Here is a 19,636-nt window from a genome sequence, read left to right on the forward strand (position 1 = left end):
GTTTCGCTTTGATCATTAGAATTCCTTGATACCCTTCCCTTCCGTACCGGACGGGATGGGCGTTCCGTTTAGATGGGGCTTTGCTTGGGAAAGACAGGTGCAAGGTATCATGCTTAAATCCAACACCCCTTATTCACAGCGAGATTCCCCGTTTCCAAGGAATAAAATCCTCTTGTCCCAATCGTACTGCAGCGGGGATTGCTGTACCACTGGCGACCTCGATGATATATTCCAACAGTTCTTCTCCTTTGCTTTGAATCGTATCTTCTCCGGTGATGATTGTGCCGGCATTAAAATCGATAAGGTCCTTCATCCGGTCGCTCAGGGTGTTGTTACTCGATATTTTGACGACCTGCGCGACGGGGTTTCCTGTTGGGGTTCCCAGGCCGGTCGTAAAACAGATAAGGGTACAGCCCGAGCCGGCAAGGCCAGTCGTACTTTCTACGTCGTTGCCGGGCGTACACAACAGGTTCAATCCTTTTTTTGTTATAGGTTCGGTATATTCCAACACATCGGTCACGGGGCTTGTACCCCCCTTTTTAGCCGCTCCGGCGGATTTCATGGCGTCTGTGATGAGTCCGTCCTTGATGTTCCCCGGCGAAGGATTGTTTTCGAATCCCGAACCGACGGCGACGGCCCTTTCGGAATAGGCACGCATCAACTTCGCAAATTTCTCTGCATTTTTTTCGCTATCGCAGCGGTTGATGAGCTCTTGTTCCACTCCGTTGAGCTCGGGAAATTCCGCTAAAACGGTCGTTGCTCCCAGTGCTACCAACAAGTCGGAGGCATAGCCCAGCGCGGGATTGGCCGATATTCCCGAGAATCCGTCCGAACCGCCACATTCCAGTCCCACTGCCAAATGGGAAAGGGCGGCGGGCTTTCTTTCGATCTTATTGGCTTCGATCAGCCCCAAAAAGGTTTTTTTGACGGCATCGGCGATAAAATGCCGCTCGCTTTTACTCTGTTGCTGCTCAAGGATGTGCAGGGGTTTTGAAAATTCCGGATCTCGTTTTTGGATTGCTTCTTCCAAAATTTTGATCTGGGCATTCTGGCATCCGAGGCTCAACACGGTTGCGCCCGCGGTGTTCGGATGTGTGATGTAGCCTGCCAACAAATTACAGAGCGTTTCGGAGTCTTGGCGCACGCCCCCGCAACCGCCGTCGTGGTTGAGGAACTTAATGCCGTCGACATTTGGGAAGGTGCGGTTGCGCTTGAGTTCTTCCGGAGTCCGGATAATGTCAGTGGACCAAAGTTCGTCATTTGTGGCTCCTTGCTCGAGCTTTCGGACGAGCGTGTCCGTGTCCACCACAAAATCCGTTTCCGTATGATATCCCAAAGACTTCAGGAGGGCGGTTTTTAGTACATCGACATTCCTGTTTTCACAAAATACCAAGGGAATTACGAGCCAATGGTTTGCGGTGCCCACCTTACCATTGGCCCTGTGGTAACCGTTAAAGGTCGCGTTTTTCCAGTTGGAAGCATCAGGAACATTCCAAGTTAAATTCTTTTCGCCTACCTTATATTCAGAAGAGGCGTGAACCACATTCTCGGTGGTGAGGGGTTCTCCCTGAGCGATGGGTTTCGTCGATTTTCCGACAAGGGTGCCGTACATGATAATTTGGTCATCGACCCCTAGCTCGTCCATACTGAACTTATGCTTGGCCTTGGTCCTGGCGTACAGATCAAATTCCCGACCCTTGTGCCTGACTCGTGTACCTTCGGGCAAATCCGTCAATGCGGCCAATACATTGTCCCGCGGATGCAATTGTATGTACTGTTTTGAAATTTCATTTACCATAGCGACTATCTCATAGCTAACCTAGAAATTGACAGTGGCCTTGATTACCCCTTTTTCCGGGTCTAGCCAAGTCTCAAAATTAGCGATCATCTCGGTAAAGTCCACATTATGGGTAATAAAAGAATCCATGGGGAATTTATCCGCTTCCAAAATGGAAATGACCTGTTTAAAATCCTCCAAAGTAGCATTTCGGCTACAGAGCAAGCTGGTTTCCTTGGCATGTATCTCGGGATGGGTAAAACAAAGTTCTCCTTTCGACAATCCTACTAGCACATACCTTCCTCCGTGGGCCATATACGCAATACCCGATTCCAAGGCGCCTTTATGTCCCGTGGCATCGAACACGGCCGTGGCCATATCGCCATCCGTGATGTGACGCACTTGTTCAACCGCATCTTTTCCGCCCAGAAGCGTATGGTCCGCCCCGATTTTCTCACGGGCATATTCCAAGCGTTGTTCATTGGTATCGATGGCGATTACCTGGGCCCCCGCAATCTGCGCGAGTTTCAGGATTCCGATACCGATGGGGCCGCAACCGACCACCACAATAGTTTCCCCTGACTTCAAGTCCGCACGTCTTATGGCATGGGCCCCGATCGCCAAAGGCTCGACTACCGCCATCTGATCATCGCTCAAGCGGGGAGCAGGAACCAGCAGTTCGGGGGGAACGACGATTCGCTGCTGCATGCCGCCATCGGTATGGACGCCCAAAACCTGGATATCGGTACAGCAATTGGACTTCCCATTGCTACAGGCAATACAGCTGCCGCAGCTAATATAGGGCATTACGACCACCTTGTCACCGATTTTGATTTCCTGGGGATTTTCATCGATTTCAAGGACTCGGGCCGCCAGTTCATGGCCCAAAATGCGAGGGTATTCGAAAAAGGCTTGATTTCCGGCGTAGGCGTGCAAATCGGTGCCACAGATGCCTACTTTGTGGATTTCTAGGAGTGCTTCCCCCGACTGTCTTGTCGGGACATCTTTTTGTTTTAAGGCGAACCGGCCGGGTTTTTCGCAGACAATGTATTTCATTTCTAACAGATCAGGGTCCAAATTACGATTTTGATTGCTTATTTTTGACTTCATCGATTGAATTTTATTAGGATGGAAGAAATAATAGACCTGGCAGACCGACATCGACCGATCTCGAATCTTTTCGAATGGCCAAAATCGGAGAGCGAATGGGAACAATACCGACTTACGGAGGCTCAAGTTGAGCATTTTCATGAAGAGGGATACGTTTCCGGAATAAAATTGTTGGAGGATGCCCAAGTGGAAAAACTACGTAAAGACCTGGCGGAAATCGTGGATCCCGATCATCCCGGGAATGATTTGTTCTATGAGTTCCACAGCAACGAATCGGAGGACCCAAACTCCGTTTTGTTCCATTCCCTGGGGCATTGGCGTATTACCCAAGGATTTCACGATGTGTTGTGGAACCCCGCTTTCGTCATGGCCGCCCATCAGCTTTTGGAAAAGAAACCGGTGAGGTTCTGGCACGATCAACTTTTCTGCAAACCCGCCGAACACGGTGGGGTAGTGGCCTGGCATCAGGATTATTCGTACTGGACGCGGACCATCGCCATGCAGCACCTGACCTGTTGGACGGGACTTGACGATGCCACCAAGGAAAACGGATGCCTACATTATATTCCGAAAAGCCATAAATGGGGATTGCTGGATGCGCCTTCCCTGGCGGGGGATATGAACGGACTAATGGATTATTTGGATGGGGAACAGAAAGAACAGTTCCAAAATCCCGTGGCGATCGAGCTTAAAAAAGGCTACGCGACCTTTCATCATCCTTTAATGGTGCACGGATCTTACGAGAACAAATCCGAAATGAGCCGACGGGCCTTTGTGCTCAATGTCTTTGCGGATGGTACGATCAGCAATACCGACGAAGAACTTTTAAAAGGCGTACCGCCCATCCCGAAGGGAAATAAGATGGAAGGGAAGTTTTTTCCCTTGCTGTTCGAAGGTGTTTGAATATAATGTGCTTATTATTAATTATTTAGCACTGAGTAAAAAGAAAAGTGAAAAGTGAAAAATGGGATTAGTGGGGTGAAAAATGCTGGATAAAATGTCGATATGGCCACTTTCAGAGTGCGTGAGGAGAAAGTAAGGAAGTGCTAGAGGCGCGAAAGCAAGGAAGCTTGAATAAGTAGTGGGCAAGTGATATAAAGGGTAAGTAGTAAAATGCACAGACAACCCGCAACCTACACCTAACAACTTAAAGACTAAAGACTACTATATGAGTGTATTGGAAAGTTTCGATTTAAAAGGAAAAACAGCCTTGGTAACCGGCTGCAAACGCGGGATCGGAAAGGCGATGGCCTTGGCCTTGGCAGAAGCGGGTGCCGATATCATCGGGGTAAGCGCTACCCTTGAGCAGCAGGGCAGTAGCGTCCATCAGGAAGTGGAGGATATTGGGAGAAAGTTTAAGGCCTATACCTGTGATTTCAGTAATCGGAAAGCGCTCTATAAATTTATCGGGACGGTGAAGGAGGATTTTCCTAAAATCGACATCCTCGTAAATAATGCCGGAACTATTTTACGTGCCCCTGCCGTGGAACATTCAGACGAGTATTGGGACAAGGTCATCGAAGTAAACCAGACCGCGCAATTTATACTTACCCGCGAAATAGGAAAGGAAATGGTCAAAAGGGGAACGGGCAAAATTGTCTTTACGGCTTCGCTACTTACCTTTCAAGGGGGGATTATGGTACCCGGATATGCCGCCAGCAAAGGGGCCATTGGTCAGATGGCCATGGCATTTTCGAATGAATGGGCGAGCAAGGGCGTGAACGTGAACGCCATCGCCCCAGGTTATATAAGCACGGATAACACCGAAGCCCTTCGCAATGACCAAGGAAGAGCAGCATCTATTTTGTCCCGAATCCCCGCTGGCCGATGGGGCCAGCCCGACGATTTCAAGGGACCTGTGGTCTTTCTGTGCTCCGAGGCTTCCAATTATATGAGCGGCTCCACCATGTTGGTCGATGGGGGATGGATGGGGCGGTAAGCGTAATCGGCCGATCGGGTGGTCCGGGCTACTGGTTCAGATAATCCAAACTCATTTCGGTCAAGGTCTTCACCCCCAACAGGAGTCCGCTATCATCGATCCGGAAATCCGGGGTATGGTGCGGGAACGATTCCGTTGTTCCCGGTGCCATGCCTCCTAAAAAGAAGAAGAAGCCCGGCACCTCTTTCTGATAGTACGAGAAATCTTCGGCTCCGGTGACCGCGTTCTGGGTCTGAACGTTGGCCTTGCCTGCGACACGTTCGATGGTCGGTATCATCTGTTCTACCAAATCGGGATCGTTGTATGTAATTTCTGTGGCATCCCGTATTTCTATGCTTGCATCACCGCCATACGCCTTGGCAATGGTGGGTACCATTTCGCGCATCCGTTGGTTGATGTGGTCTTTCATATTATAATCCAGCGTACGGATGGTACCTATCATTTCAGCGCTTTCGGGAATGATATTAAAACGCACGCCGCTGGTTATCTTGCCTACCGTGATGACCGCAGCCTCTTTGGTTAGGTTCGTCTCCCGGCTGATTATAGTCTGCAGCCCATCGATAATCTTGGCACTGATCAAAATTGGATCGACTCCCGACCAAGGTTGCGAGCCGTGGCTTTGTTTGCCCTTAACATTGATGGTGAAACTCTGCGCCGCCGCCATGGTGCCACCGGATTTATAGCGGATTACCCCGACCGGGGTCTGGGAGTTGATATGGAGTCCGAATATCGCATCTACATCGGGATTTTTTAGCACCCCTTCCTTGACCATCATCAGGGCTCCCCCTTCTTCTCCTGGAGGGGGACCTTCTTCGGCCGGTTGGAATATAAATTTGACGGTGCCGTTAATCTTGTCCGTATTCTCGGAAAGTACCTCGGCCACGCCCATAAGGATAGCGGTATGGGTATCGTGCCCGCAGGCATGCATCACCGGAACCTCTTCGCCCGCGTAATCGGCCGTTACGGTGGACTTGAACGGGAGATCGTTGCGCTCGAGAACGGGCAGCGCATCGATATCGGCGCGAAGGGCAATCGTCTTTCCGGACTTTTTTCCTTTTAGAATCCCCACGACCCCGGTATGGGCCACGCCAGTTTCTACCTCGATACCTAAGGATTCTAGATGTTTGGCAATCTTTTCAGCAGTTTTGAACTCCCGATTCGAAAGTTCCGGGTTTTGATGGATGTCCCTTCGCCATTCGATGACCTTGTCCGCCACGGCATTATAATCTTTTTCCAGATTGGGGCCTTGGGCGGAAATTAGAAATACGCTGAATAGGCATCCTACTGTGAGAAATTTTTTCATACGTTCTAAAATTTTCCTAAATATAGTGGAATTTAGTGTCAAGAGCCAAATTCATTTCGACGCTAGAAATAAGAAATCCCAATTTATAAACCCCAAAATTTTGAAAACCTATGCCCGATTTCGTACCGGTCGCCCTTGTTCATAAATCAGGGGGGCAACATTTTAGGTTCATCGGATTTATCATTAAATTCACACACTGGTAAAACGCGAGGATTTGAAGAACTATCTAGACGAACTGAACGAGGCCCAAAAAGCGCCCGTACTGCACAAAGACGGACCTTTGATGGTCATTGCAGGGGCGGGATCGGGGAAGACCCGGGTGTTGACCTACCGCATTGCCCATCTGATGGACCAAGGGGTCGATGCATTTAATATTTTGGCACTGACTTTCACCAATAAAGCGGCCCGGGAGATGAAAAAGCGTATCGCGGATATCGTGGGCGGTACCGAGACCAAAAATCTTTGGATGGGTACCTTTCATTCCGTATTCGCCAAACTGTTGCGGTACGATGGAGATAGACTGGGTTTCCCGAGTAATTTTACTATTTACGATACCCAGGATTCCCAGCGGCTGATTTCCGCTATCATAAAGGAAATGGGACTTGATAAGGATGTCTATAAGTACAAACAGGTACAAAACCGGATATCATCCTACAAAAACAGCTTGATTACCGTTAAGGCCTATCATCAGAATCCCGAACTGATGGAGGCGGATGCGATGGCCAAACGCCCCCGTATGGGCGATATCTACCAGAATTATGTAGACAGGTGCTTTAAGGCCGGGGCGATGGACTTTGACGATCTGCTGCTGCGGACCAATGAGTTGCTGACCCGTTTCCCCGATGTGCTGGCCAAATATCAGGACCGGTTCCGCTATATTCTGGTCGATGAATATCAAGATACCAACCACTCCCAATACCTGATTGTCAAGGCGCTGGCCGACCGTTTTCAGAATATCTGCGTAGTGGGTGACGACGCCCAAAGTATCTATTCGTTCCGGGGGGCGAACATCGATAACATCCTGAACTTTCAGCGGGACTACGATGACGTTGGCATGTACCGTTTGGAGCAGAATTATCGGTCGACCAAGAATATTGTCAACGCCGCCAATTCCATTATTGCCAAGAATAAGAACCAGCTTGAAAAAGTAGTGTGGACGGATAACGACGACGGGGGAGTCATTAAAATACACCGCAGCCCCACCGATGCCGAGGAAGGGCGATACGTCGCCGGTTCGATTTGGGACCATCAAATGAACGAGCAATTGTCCAACGGGGAATTTGCCGTTTTATACCGTACCAACTCCCAATCCCGTTCCATTGAGGATGCCCTACGGAAAAGGGATATTCCCTATCGTATTTACGGAGGATTGTCATTTTACCAGCGAAAAGAGATAAAGGATGTACTTTCGTACCTGAGATTGATCATCAATCCCAAAGACGAGGAGGCCCTGAAACGCGTCATCAATTTCCCTGCCCGGGGAATCGGCCAGACCACCATGGAGCGTTTAACGTTGGCAGCCAACCACTACGACCGCTCCATATTCGAGGTGATTGAAAACCTCGACAAGATCAATTTAAAGATTAACTCCGGTACCCAACGAAAACTGGAAGATTTTACGAACATGATCAAGAGCTTTCAGATCATGAACGAAAATACCGATGCCTTCACCCTGGCCGAGCACGTGGCCAAAAAGTCCGGATTGCTGCTGGAGTTCAAAAAGGACGGTACCCCCGAAGGTATCGGCAAAATGGAAAATATCGAGGAGCTGCTCAACGGTATCAAGGATTTTGTGGAGGGCCAAAAAGAGCTGGCCGACGCCACAGGAGGGCTATCCGAATTCTTGGAGGATGTTGCCTTGGCCACCGATCTCGATAAAGATACCGGAGATGATGATCGGGTCGCCCTCATGACCATTCATTTGGCCAAAGGACTGGAATTTCCCTATGTGTATATCGTGGGGATGGAAGAAGACCTGTTCCCCTCCGCGATGAGCATGAATACCCGCAGCGAACTGGAAGAGGAACGACGCCTGTTCTACGTCGCACTGACCCGGGCCGAAAAACAGGCTTACCTCACCTACACCCAGAACCGATATCGATGGGGCAAGCTGATCGATGCCGAACCCAGTAGGTTCTTAGAGGAAATCGACGAGCAGTACATCGAGAACCTGACCCCCATTGATAAGGCCGGATACCGCTACAAACCCATGATCGATGCCGATATTTTTGGCGAGGTGGATAAAAGTCACTTACGTCAGAATAAGCCCGTAAGGGGTACTCCGCCCAAAGTGGGAAAACCCAATGCGGACCAACTTCGTAAACTCAGGAAATTGAAACCGGAATTGGCCACCCCCCGAGGCAATACCAATACCGTAGACCCTAGTTTACGGGAAGGTTCCACGGTAAATCACACCCGCTTCGGTAGGGGCAAGGTCTTAAAAATGGAAGGGGTCGGCAACGATAAGAAGGCCGAAATACAGTTCGATAAAGGAGATATCAAAAAACTTTTGTTGCGGTTCGCAAAGTTGGAGGTGATTTCTTGAGGGTAAAACTTATGTTCAACCTCATAATTAAGATATAATCAGTCAATTGCATTATCTTAGTATCTTGAACGTAATCCCTGAAAACTATGTCCGAATTCATCAGATTGTACGAGGAAAATCCCGATCCGGCGGCCATCAAAAGAATTAGCGAGGTGCTGCGCAAAGGTGGATTGGTCATCTATCCCACCGATACGGTGTACGGTTTGGGTTGTGATATAACCAATTCCAGGGCCTTGGAAAAAATTGCCCGTATAAAGGGGGTCAAGCTGGCCAAGGCAAACTGGTCTTTTATCTGTGCCGATCTCAGCAATCTCTCCGATTATGTCCGGCAAATCGACACCGCTACTTTTAAAATATTGAAGCGCGCCCTACCCGGTCCGTATACCTTTGTCCTTCCGGGAAACAACAATCTACCCAAGGACTTTAAAAAGAAGAAAACGGTGGGTATCCGTGTTCCGGACAACTCGATTGCAAAGGCTTTGGTAGAAAGCTTGGGCAACCCCATCGTTTCTACCTCTATTTATGATGAAGACGAGGTCTTGGAATACACCACGGACCCTGAATTGATTTATGAAAAGTGGCATAAGCTAGTCGATGTTGTTATTGACGGTGGCTATGGTGACAATGTGGCGTCTACCGTTATCGATCTTTCGGGCAGTGAGCCAGAGGTCTTAAGAGAAGGGAAGGGGAGCCTGGATATTTTCAATTAGCGACCTAGCAGCTGTCATGAGTACTCGTCGACGGGCCGGACAAGCTTGTCATAGCTCTCGTCAGCGCATCGAACGGTAACGGATTAATCAATTTCAATCAAAACACTTTTCTTTAGTTAAAGAGCATTCTGTTTTTACGAAGAAATCGCTAGGGTCGACCTGTTCCCACTGGCTGGTGTAGACAACTAAATTTCGTCAAAAAAAAAAGCCGCATCTTAAAAAGTTGCGGCTTTCTGTCTCAAATCGATACGGTTTAATTGTTGATGGCCGGATCGCTCATTCCTTCTTCGATCATACTATAGAACTGATCGATTTTCGGAAGGACCACAATACGGGTTCTTCTGTTTTTCGATTTTTCGGTCGGGGAAAGTGGAATGTATTCGGATCGCCCTGCCGCGGTCATTCGTTTGGGATCAACATTGAAATCCTTCTGCAGAATACGAACTACCGAAGTGGCACGCTTTACGCTCAAGTCCCAGTTGTCAAGCAAAACCCCCTTTCGACCTCGATAAGGTACGTCATCGGTATGACCTTCAACCATGAATTCGAAATCCGGTTTGTTGTTGACTACTTTGGCTACCTTGCCCAATACTTCTTTGGCGCGATTGGTGACGGTATAGCTTCCACTGCTAAATAACAATTTGTCGGAAATAGATACAAAGACAACTCCTTTTTCCACACTGATTTCGATATCTTCATCGTCCAAGTTGCCCAAAACTCCCTTGAGACTTTGCACCAACGCCAGATTTACCGAATCCCTGCGCGTAATGGCATCCTGAAGTTTGCGAATGGTAAGGTCTTTCTCCTTCAAACTTTCCAAGGACTTTTCTAAATTTTCGGCGCCTTTTGTGGTCAACGTGGTCATGTTGCCCATATTGTTGATCAACTCTTGGTTATTGGCTTTCAAAAAGGCATTTTGATCTTGTAAAGTTTTCATTTTAGAGGTGGTGGTGGCCTTTTCCTCCAAGCAATCGTTCAATTTTACGGTCGCGGAATTCAATAGGTCTTGGGTCTCTTTCTGTTTGGCCTCCAATTCACCGTACTTCTTGTTCGATACACACGAAGAAAGCAACAAGGTAGCTCCCAGACCCGCTAAAATAAGTTTTTTCATAATTAGGAATACTAGATATTAATAGATTGTGTTTTGATATGATTGCTCAAAATAAGTGCCAAAATTAGGCAATACCCCAATTTTGCAACGCCAAAGTTAGTTAATCTTTTACTAATACCCCGAATTTATTTATTCCATTCACAAAGTGCGACCATACAATAGACGTTGTAAGGTAATACTTCGTAATAAAATTGGCTTTTTCCCGCTTATGGTACATTTTGTGGAATTGTCTGTAAAAACTTAAGTGTGCGCGCAGAATCGCAAAACTGTGTTTGAACTTAAACTGGAAAATAAAACGGAACGCAGCGATTCCATCCAATAGTAACCGGAAGAAAATAAGGATCAAAGCTTTTCGACGGGGTAAATTTTTGGTAATGGAGAACAAGGAATTTCTAAAATTGAGATAGGTTTTTTTCGGGTTCATGTTGCTCAAGGTCGAACCACCAAGGTGATATACTTTCGATTGGCCCACGTAAAAAACGCTATGGCCATCGTTTTTCGCCCTCCAGCAGAGATCGACCTCTTCTTGATGGGCGAAGTAATCTTCGTCGAAACCATCCAATTCATGGTACAGTTTACTTTTTATGAACATGCAGGCCCCGGTAGCCCAAAAAATTTCTCGGGTATCGTCATATTGTCCCAGATCCTTTTCCAAATGTTGGAAAATGCGTCCCCTGCAGAATGGATAGCCGAGTTGGTCAATAAAACCTCCGCCGGCACCGGCATATTCGAAGTACTCCTTTCGCATCAAGTCCAGAATTTTAGGCTGGACGATGGACACTTCAGGCATCTGTTCAAATGCGGAACGAATAGGTTTAAGCCAGCCCTCGGTCACTTCCACATCTGAATTCAATAGACAGTAAATATCGGCCTCCACGTGCTTGAGGCCCTCATTATATCCGCCGGCAAAACCCTTGTTTTCGCTGTTTTCAATGATTTTCACTTGAGGATGGACCGTCCGGATATATGCGACCGAACCATCGGTCGACGCATTATCGATCACATAAATATCGGCACCTTGCGAAAAATGGACCACGGATGTGAGGTACCTTTCGAGAAGTACCTCTCCGTTCCAGTTGAGTATGGCGATAGCAATGCGCAAAACGATGGCAAATTAACGGCTAAATTCAGGAATATCGGTAAGAAACCTATACTTTTCGGCGTCAAGATCCATTTTACAACAATAGTGTTCGAGTCCGTTCGTCACCATGAGGTAATCGGCTTGAAGTTGAAGATTGTATCGGGCAATTTGATCGAAGGTTCGTTGGGTGATATGTATACTAGGGGCCTTGCATTCCACCAAAACATCGATATGGCCATTGGACTTGAAAACCACTACGTCGTAACGCTTTCGCAGATGATTGACGGTCAATTGCCTTTCGACATTGATCAGGCTTTTCGGATAGCCTTTATCGACAAGCAAATACTTTACCACATGCTGGCGTACCCATTCCTCGGGCTGTAATACCACAAATTTTTTGCGGATGACGTCGTAAATATGGGTGCTATTTTCGCTATTTTTGAGACGAAAATCATAGTCCGGAAAATTGAGCGGTCTCATGGTGCAAATTTGATGATTTTTTTGGGATGGAAGAAGCAAAGCGAATAGTTGCCGATATTAAGAACGGAAATATCAAGCCCCTATACTTTCTTTTCGGGGAAGAACCTTATTATATCGATACCATAGCCAAGTATATTGAGGATAAGGTGCTCCAAGAAGAAGAAAAAGGCTTCAACCAAATGGTATTGTACGGCAAGGAGGTGAGCATCGACGATATCGTATCGAACGCCAAGAGATACCCGATGATGGCCGAAAGGCAGGTAGTAATCGTTAAGGAGGCGCACCACTTGTCCCGAACTATCGACCAGTTACTGAGTTACGCCCAAAACCCACAAAGCACCACGGTATTGGTCATCTGTTATAAATACAAGAAATTCGATAAACGGAAGAAACTGTATAAGGAGATTAAGGAAAACGGTGTCATCTTTGAAAGCAAAAAGCTCTATGAAGACCGCGTGCCGGGTTGGATCCGTCAGCATTTACGGGGCAAAGGATACACTATTTCCCATAAGGCGGCTATCTTGTTATCGGAATATTTGGGTAACGACCTGGGCCGAATCGACAAAGAACTTGAAAAGTTACGCTTCGTACTCCCCAAAAATGCGGAGATTACTCCTGCGGACATCGAAACCCATATCGGAATAAGTAAAGACTACAACAATTTTGAACTGAAAAAAGCGATCGGGGAGCGCGATATGCTAAAAGCGACCCGGATTATCAATTATTTTGCGCAAAACCCAAAAGACAACCCTTTTGTGCTAACGGTAAGTCTTTTAAATAGTTTCTTTACCCAATTGCTTCAATATCATGGACTGAACGACCATTCGCCAAAAAATGTCGCGAAGGCATTACGCATCAATCCCTATTTTGTGAGCGAATTTCAGGTTGCCGCCCGCAACTATCCGATGAAAAGGGTTAGTGGTATTGTCTCGCATTTGCGTGATATGGACATGAAAGGAAAAGGGGTTGGGGCGAACGCCGCTTCACAGACAGATCTTCTAAAGGAGCTTGTAGTAAAGATTATTTGAAGCCGCGCTGCTTGGTTTGAGCACTTTTTATCTTCGGTCGACGCTATATTTTCCAGGGCCCAATAGAATGATGCATAGGAAGATCACTAGAAAAAGAAAGGCTTTTTCCTTGGTTCCAAAATCGTCCGCTGCGTGGTGCACAAATCCAGCGACGGCCATAGTGAGTGCCGGCGGTACCGCCATCCAGCGTGTCTTAAAGCCAATGATGACCAGAATCGGACAGATAAGCTCGCCGATAACGGCTAGAAAAAGGGAAGGGGCGGCACCGATTCCCAACGGATCTCCGAATTCAAGGTTGCCTGTAATGATTTTTTGGAACTTTGGCATGCCATGGGTGATCAACATGGCGGAGGGAGCTATTCGCAATAAAGCCAGCCCAATATTTCCAATTGTGTTTTGCATGCGTCTGTTGGTTTATGGCCCTAAAATTATACATTTTTTCGAAACTACCGCAACTCGGGAAAATTATTCGGGTCGCTTTCGTGCATGATGGAATAGACACTTTCGAATATATCTTCAGCGTTGGGCTTGGAAAAATAGTCGCCATCGGTCCCATAGGCAGGTCGATGTGCTTTGGCGGTCAAGGTTTTGGGGGCACTGTCGAGAAACTTATATGCCCCTTGGGTTTCCAGAATATGGCTAAGGATATAGGCCGAGCATCCTCCCGGAACATCTTCATCAATGACCATAAGCCGACTGGTTTTTTTCACACTCTTGACCGTGTCGTGCCGAATATCGAAAGGCAGCAGGGTTCGGGCGTCGATTATCTCGGCGTCGATACCTACTTCTTGTAGCTCTTCGGCCGCTTGGGAGACAATGCGAAGGGTAGAGCCATAGGAAACCAGAGTAATGTCTTTGCCTTCTTTTAGAGTTTCCACAGTTCCAATGGGAGTGCGGAGCTCCCCGAGGTTGGAAGGAAGATTTTCTTTGAGACGATAGCCGTTCAAGCTTTCGATAACCAGTGCCGGTTCGTCACTTTTGAGTAAGGTGTTGTAGAAACCTGCTGCCTGGGTCATATTCCGTGGGGAAAGTATGTACATGCCCCGTAGGGAATGAATAAGGGCGCCCATAGGCGATCCGGAATGCCAAATACCTTCTAAACGGTGGCCCCGGGTGCGGACGATCAGGGGAACTTTTTGTTTGCCAAAGGTTCGGTAGCGCATACAAGCCACGTCGTCGGTCAAGGTAGCAAGGGCGTAGTAGATATAATCGAGATATTGAATTTCGGCAATGGGCCTCAATCCCCGAAGGGCCATTCCGGTACCTTGCCCGATGATGGTGGTTTCCCGTATTCCGGTGTCGGATACGCGCAGCTTTCCGTATTTTTTCTGGAGCCCCTCAAGGCCTTGGTTCACGTCACCGATAGCGCCCGTATCTTCCCCGAAAACCAGAGCGTTAGGATATTTTTCGAACAATTTGTCGAAATTGTCCCTTAAGATAATGCGTCCATCCACTTTCTCGGGATTTTCAGGATAAACCGGTTCTACTTCGGGGATGTTGGTCGCTCGGTTCGATTGCTCGCTGTACAGGTCTTTACTGTACATGGGCTGGGTGTCCGTTAAATACGTTTCGGTCCATTCGAGCAAAGCACTTTTCTCTGGGAAGTCCTCTCCCAGAAGATATCGCAAGGCCTTCCGGGCACTAACGGCCAATTCTTTCTTAATCGGTTCTTCGATGGCAATCAAGTCGTTTTTTAGCTTCGAGATAAAGTTTTTGTTCTGGCTTTTGTCGGCGACTTTATCCAATAGGGTTACCAACTTTTTTTTCTGTGCCTTATGAGGGGCCAAATATTCGGCCCAAGCTTCTCTTTTTGCACTTCGAACTTCTTTTGTAATGGATTTTTCGATGGAATTCAGGTCCTCCTCGGTGGTGATACCTGTTTCAAGAATCCACTCCCGGAATTTTTTATTGCAGTCGTGATCTTTTTCCCATTGCAGCCGTTTCTCGCTTTTATAGCGTTCGTGAGATCCTGAAGAGGAATGCCCCTGTGGCTGGGTGAGTTCGGTAACATGAATAATCACGGGTACATGCTCCTCGCGCGCGATGTCGGAAGCATTTTCGTAGGCATGCATCAAAGCGGTGTAGTCCCACCCCCGGACCTTTAACATTTCATACCCCTCTTTTTCTGTAGTGCGTTGAAAGCCGCTGAGCATTTCTGAGATATCCTCTTTGGTAGCATGATACTCAGGGGGCACAGAAATTCCGTAGTCGTCATCCCAGATACTGATTACCATGGGCACTTGCAATACCCCGCCCGCGTTAACGGTTTCGAGAAACATTCCCTCGCTGGTACTGGCGTTACCAATCGTGCCCCAGGCCACCTCGTTGCCGTTGTCCGAAAATTTCCGGGCGTCTACATCTTTTAGATGCCGGTACATTTTTGAGGCTTGGGCCAGACCCAGTAGTCGTGGCATCTGTCCCGCGGTACAAGAGATATCGGCGCTACTGTTTTTTTGTTGGGTCAGGTCACGCCAGCTACCATTCTCGTTTAAGCTATAGGTGAGGTAATGTCCGCCCATTTGGCGACCTGCGCTCATCGGCTCCTTTTCGATATCCGTGGTGGCGTATAGGGCATGGAACATATCCTTGGGAGTCAACAGGCCCAATGCCATAAAAAAGGTCTGGTCCCTGTAATATCCGCTTCGAAAATCCCCGTTCTTGAAAGAACGGGCCATGGCAAGTTGTGGCAGTTCTTTACCATCGCCAAAAATGCCGAACTTGGCCTTTCCGGTCAAAACTTCCTTTCTACCCATCAAACTACAAGTTCTGCTGAGCACCGCAATTTTGTAATCCTCCAAGATCTGTTTCTTGAAATCGTCAAATGTAATGTCGTTGCTTGTCTGGGGCGATAAATCCATAGAATTGGTTTGAACTGTTACAAAAATATCAAATCAGTGGTAGGTAAGCAATCCTTTAGAAATATAGGACGGTCAGTAAAATACTCAAAAAAAAGGGGAATCGAAATGGTAAATTGTTAAAACCACTTCCTGGTAAAGAGTCCGATTAGGGTTTTGGGGCTTACGGTAATAATAAAACGGATCTTCTCCCCGTAATTGGGCTGTGACACCTCCCATCCGTTATTGGAGTATACGGGAAAGTAGAGCTCAAAATAGTCGGTCAACATGTTCAGGCGAACCCCGGAATCGTAAACAAACTTTGCATTTAACCCCTTATTCTTTACCAATCCGGCATCCCCGTAAACCTCGATCCAACGCCAAAGATTTACGCTGGTGTTCACGGTGGCCATCCAATCGTTGGCGAATCGGTAGCGCTCGGGCATAAAGGACTTAAAACCTCCTTCCGCGATGATGATCTGTTGGCTATAGATTCCTGAATCCTCCGATCGCCCCAGATATCCGTAATCAAAAAGGTAGTCAGTAGGCCGGTCGAGCGCAAAACTGAAATAATCGGAATCGGTGTAACCAGTTGTCTTGTTGCGCAAGAATTTTCCGGCAAAAAACCGAAAATTAAACTGTCGGTTGCTTTCAAACAATTTTCGATATTCAAGCTCGAACGCCAATTTGGTGAAATCGTTGGCGTGCTGTACGTCACCGAACCAAGAGAGATAATTGATGATTCCGGGATTTCTGCTCGAATAGCGCACATTGAACACGCTGTAATCGGGCGGGGTCTCCAAATCATCAAGGCTTTCGTCCTTGTCCCTCAATACGTTAACGTACCTAAAGGATAGGAAGTCCCGCTTGTTGGATATCAGATTTGCGGGGCGCCAGCCGAAACTGAGCGATGGGGTAATCGTGGTATATCGGGAGTTTTCCTGAAAATGATAGGTAGAGCCGCTTAAGCGGTAATTGGCCACATAGAGACCGCTTTTGCTCAGATACTTTCTATACGTCAACCCTCCAGAGCCGACAAAGGTCTTTTCCCGGAACGAATACGACGGCTCCACATCGTAGATAAACGGCTTTTCCAAAAAGGTTTTGTTATATAGACGCAATCCTGGAGTCCATCCATCGTAGAGGTTGAAATTGAGTACGGGCACATAAAAGACTTGATTCAAGTACGGGTTTTCGGAATCCTTGAAAAACGTAAACTTCAATTTTTTGTTACTGGATAAAAATCCGCCCAGCGACTTCCAGTTGTCCCGTTGGTTAAATTCCGGAATCTTCTGATCGTAGTTCAGCACCAATCTTTCTTCATCGTTTTTAGGAATGGTAATCGTTTTTTGCGTCTTGATATCGCTGAACCAGTATTGGGATACCACCGAATCGTTACGCAGTCCGAACAGCGATATGGGTACATTCGTCCCTGCCTTGTTTTTAAGCGTTACCTTGAGGGAATCGTCCGTTTTTTCTACTCCCTTGATCTTAAAATCAATTTTCCAGTCCGTAGTAACGTATCCCCTGAAAAACCAGTTGATGTCCTTATCGGTTGTGCGTTTTAAGATGGACTCGAAATCCAGGACCTTGGCACGGCTTAGTTTATAATATTCGTAAAACGATTTAATACTCTCATCTACCTTTTCTTTTCCGATGTAGCTTGCCAGGTAAGACAGGCCCAACCCCGCTTTGTATTTGTTCGCAATTTTTTGGTTGAACTTGATCAGGGAGTCGTTCGGGGTATTCAATGGCTGGTCGATATTTTTCCGGGCCATCAGCATATACAGAAAGGGATACTGCTCGTTAAAGTCCATCTTGGCAAAATTAAAACTTCGAACACCCCAGATTTTTGACAGTTTTCCCAATAATTTTTGATCGGGATAGTATTTCTCAACATAGGCGATCATCAGGTAATTTGCGATAGCATCGCTCAACCACTGCTCCTTTCTTGGATCTAGAAACAGGGTTTCATCTAAAATTTTGATCAGCGCCGTTTTCAAAAACTTCATCTCGAACTGGAACTGTTCTTCGTAGGGTCGGATAAAAGAAGGCAATTGGTTAATGCCGTACAGCGGATTTTTTTCGTAATCGATTTTACTTACGAGCAACTGTTCGTGTGGGTATTCACCCAGATGTTCCTCCAAAAACTCTGTTACCCTGTTGATTGATAGCCCTTGGGAGAGCTCACTGTATTTTGAGGCCTCCAAATCTGTGATTACGGTCACTTCAGGCGTCACGTGCGTGCTGAAGCGGTCTGTGGGCGTCAAGATAATCTCGGCGTTCTTTTGGTCGACACCCCGTAATTGGGCCATCTGTCCGTTCGGGAAAACCGTATTTCCCAAAACTCTAAAGTTCGAAGCTACATAGAGTCCATCAGGAAAGCTAAAGTTGACCGTAGTATTGGTAATACCGGTATAGAGGTCTTCGAGATTTTTGTTGGAATAGAGATGCCAGGTGCCATTAAAAACTGCAGGTGTCAGATACCAGTCCTTCAGATAATAGGTATTGTTCTTACCATATCCGAAAGTCGTGAATTTGTTTTCGGGCAGTTGAACTGTATAGGTCAGGAACAGCTGAGTCGATTCGCCCGGGGGTAGGGGGGAGTTCAATTGTATTTTTAGGATGTCGTCTTCTTCTGTCCGACTCCATCTCAACCCTCTATAGGCGTCATCTACTACACTGGTTATCGACGTGTAGCCCCTTTCGTCCTTTTTGGCCAAGTGAAGACTTTTCTTGTACTCTTCCGCAAAGCGCTTGGCAAGTCCGGTGTTTTTGCTTGAATACGCATTGGCCCAATCGTTGAAATAAAGGGTATGTAATGTGGAATCGGAATTATTTCTATACTGAAATTCTTGCTGAATGTCTATTTTTTTGGTTTGTCCATCCAGTTTTGCCGTAAGTATGTTTTCATGCTGGGCGCATACGCCTCCCATACCGATAAAAAATAGGAGGATGTATAGAGCTTTCGCTATGGGGGATTTTAGTTTCAATCGGGGGAAGGTTAAAAATTGGGACTCAACGAGCGGCCTTTGTAGAATGAATCAATAATATCGACCACTTCTTCCTTAGTATCGACGATATGAATCAAATCAAGGTCATGGGGACTAATATTTTTTATTTCGAGCATGGTGTCCTTGATCCATTTCATCAACCCGTTCCAAAAATCGGAGACGACCAGGATAATTGGGAATTTTTCGATTTTATTGGTCTGTATCAGGGTTATCGCCTCAAAAAGCTCGTCTAGCGTCCCGAAGCCCCCGGGCATGACCACAAAGCCTTGGGAATATTTGACGAACATCACCTTCCTTACAAAAAAATAATCGAAATCAAGACTTTTATCCACGTCGATGTAAGGGTTGTCGTGTTGTTCGAATGGAAGGTCGATATTGAGTCCCACGGATGTTCCGCCGGCAAGATGCGCCCCTTTATTTCCTGCCTCCATAATTCCCGGTCCACCACCTGTAATCACACCGTAGCCCGCCTCGGAAATACTGTGGGCGATGTCGGTCGCCAGTTCATAATAGGCGTCGCCCGGTTTCGTACGGGCCGATCCAAAGACGGATACACAGGGGCCGATGGTTCCCAGTTTCTCATAGCCCATTACGAATTCGCCCATAATCTTAAAAATAGCCCAGGAATCGTTGGTCTTGATTTCGTTCCAGCCTTTATGGTGTTGTTCTTTTCGCATTTTTTAATCTATTGTAAGTGGTTTGGA

At 47.1% G+C, this 19,636-nt stretch carries 15 protein-coding genes; 5 read left to right on the forward strand and 10 right to left on the reverse strand.

Annotation, left to right across the window (positions count from 1 at the left end; genetic code table 11):
- Positions 1-133: 133 nt before the first annotated feature.
- Positions 134-1,798 carry a UxaA family hydrolase gene (locus RQM65_RS16920; protein ID WP_314016601.1) on the reverse strand — a complete coding sequence of 555 codons (1,665 nt, stop codon included), beginning with the start codon at positions 1,796-1,798 and terminating at the stop codon, positions 134-136.
- A 21-nt stretch (positions 1,799-1,819) separates the two neighbouring features.
- A complete protein-coding gene (locus RQM65_RS16925; RefSeq protein ID WP_314016851.1) occupies positions 1,820-2,833 on the reverse strand; it encodes a zinc-binding alcohol dehydrogenase family protein in 1,014 nt (337 codons plus the stop codon).
- Positions 2,834-2,905: 72 nt separating this feature from the next.
- Here RQM65_RS16925 and RQM65_RS16930 point away from each other — a divergent pair, with 72 nt between their 5' ends.
- Together RQM65_RS16930 and RQM65_RS16935 are read left to right on the forward strand one after the other, a co-directional pair.
- Positions 2,906-3,790, forward strand: a complete 885-nt coding sequence (locus tag RQM65_RS16930; RefSeq protein WP_314016602.1) for a phytanoyl-CoA dioxygenase family protein — start codon at positions 2,906-2,908, stop codon at positions 3,788-3,790.
- A gap of 265 nt (positions 3,791-4,055) precedes the next feature.
- Positions 4,056-4,826 carry an SDR family NAD(P)-dependent oxidoreductase gene (locus RQM65_RS16935; RefSeq protein ID WP_314016603.1) on the forward strand — a complete coding sequence of 257 codons (771 nt, stop codon included), beginning with the start codon at positions 4,056-4,058 and terminating at the stop codon, positions 4,824-4,826.
- A gap of 28 nt (positions 4,827-4,854) precedes the next feature.
- On the opposite strand, the gene RQM65_RS16940 is transcribed toward RQM65_RS16935, so the two are convergent.
- Positions 4,855-6,129 (reverse strand): amidohydrolase, encoded by a 1,275-nt coding sequence (locus RQM65_RS16940; RefSeq protein ID WP_314016604.1) that lies wholly within the window; start codon positions 6,127-6,129, stop codon positions 4,855-4,857.
- A 214-nt stretch (positions 6,130-6,343) separates the two neighbouring features.
- On the opposite strand from RQM65_RS16940, the gene RQM65_RS16945 reads away from it, so the two are divergent.
- Both RQM65_RS16945 and RQM65_RS16950 read left to right on the forward strand, forming a co-directional pair.
- Complete coding sequence (locus RQM65_RS16945; protein ID WP_314016605.1) at positions 6,344-8,674, forward strand: ATP-dependent helicase; 2,331 nt, start codon at positions 6,344-6,346, stop codon at positions 8,672-8,674.
- An 86-nt stretch (positions 8,675-8,760) separates the two neighbouring features.
- Positions 8,761-9,384, forward strand: coding sequence for an L-threonylcarbamoyladenylate synthase (locus RQM65_RS16950; protein WP_314016606.1), 624 nt, complete (start codon positions 8,761-8,763; stop codon positions 9,382-9,384).
- 253 nt (positions 9,385-9,637) lie between these two features.
- On the opposite strand, the gene RQM65_RS16955 is transcribed toward RQM65_RS16950, so the two are convergent.
- From RQM65_RS16955 to RQM65_RS16965, 3 genes are all read right to left on the reverse strand, one after another.
- Complete coding sequence (locus RQM65_RS16955) at positions 9,638-10,495, reverse strand: OmpA/MotB family protein (protein WP_314016607.1); 858 nt, start codon at positions 10,493-10,495, stop codon at positions 9,638-9,640.
- A 100-nt stretch (positions 10,496-10,595) separates the two neighbouring features.
- Positions 10,596-11,597, reverse strand: a complete 1,002-nt coding sequence (locus tag RQM65_RS16960; RefSeq protein WP_314016608.1) for a glycosyltransferase family 2 protein — start codon at positions 11,595-11,597, stop codon at positions 10,596-10,598.
- Between the two features lie 12 nt (positions 11,598-11,609).
- Positions 11,610-12,056 (reverse strand): type I restriction enzyme HsdR N-terminal domain-containing protein, encoded by a 447-nt coding sequence (locus tag RQM65_RS16965; protein WP_314016609.1) that lies wholly within the window; start codon positions 12,054-12,056, stop codon positions 11,610-11,612.
- A gap of 26 nt (positions 12,057-12,082) precedes the next feature.
- Between RQM65_RS16965 and holA the strand changes: the two genes are divergently transcribed.
- Entirely contained in the window at positions 12,083-13,084 is a 1,002-nt protein-coding gene (gene holA, locus RQM65_RS16970) for a DNA polymerase III subunit delta (RefSeq protein WP_314016610.1), read from the forward strand.
- Between the two features lie 27 nt (positions 13,085-13,111).
- On the opposite strand, the gene RQM65_RS16975 is transcribed toward holA, so the two are convergent.
- From RQM65_RS16975 to RQM65_RS16990, 4 genes are all read right to left on the reverse strand, one after another.
- Entirely contained in the window at positions 13,112-13,486 is a 375-nt protein-coding gene (locus tag RQM65_RS16975) for a DoxX family protein (RefSeq protein WP_314016611.1), read from the reverse strand.
- Between the two features lie 44 nt (positions 13,487-13,530).
- A complete protein-coding gene (locus tag RQM65_RS16980) occupies positions 13,531-15,942 on the reverse strand; it encodes an alpha-ketoacid dehydrogenase subunit alpha/beta (protein ID WP_314016612.1) in 2,412 nt (803 codons plus the stop codon).
- 116 nt (positions 15,943-16,058) lie between these two features.
- Complete coding sequence (locus RQM65_RS16985) at positions 16,059-18,854, reverse strand: metalloprotease (RefSeq protein ID WP_314016853.1); 2,796 nt, start codon at positions 18,852-18,854, stop codon at positions 16,059-16,061.
- Between the two features lie 68 nt (positions 18,855-18,922).
- A complete protein-coding gene (locus RQM65_RS16990; RefSeq protein ID WP_314016613.1) occupies positions 18,923-19,609 on the reverse strand; it encodes an LOG family protein in 687 nt (228 codons plus the stop codon).
- Between the last annotated feature and the right edge of the window lie 27 nt (positions 19,610-19,636).

The sequence above is a fragment of the Pricia mediterranea genome, assembly GCF_032248455.1.
Lineage (GTDB): Bacteria > Bacteroidota > Bacteroidia > Flavobacteriales > Flavobacteriaceae > Pricia > Pricia mediterranea.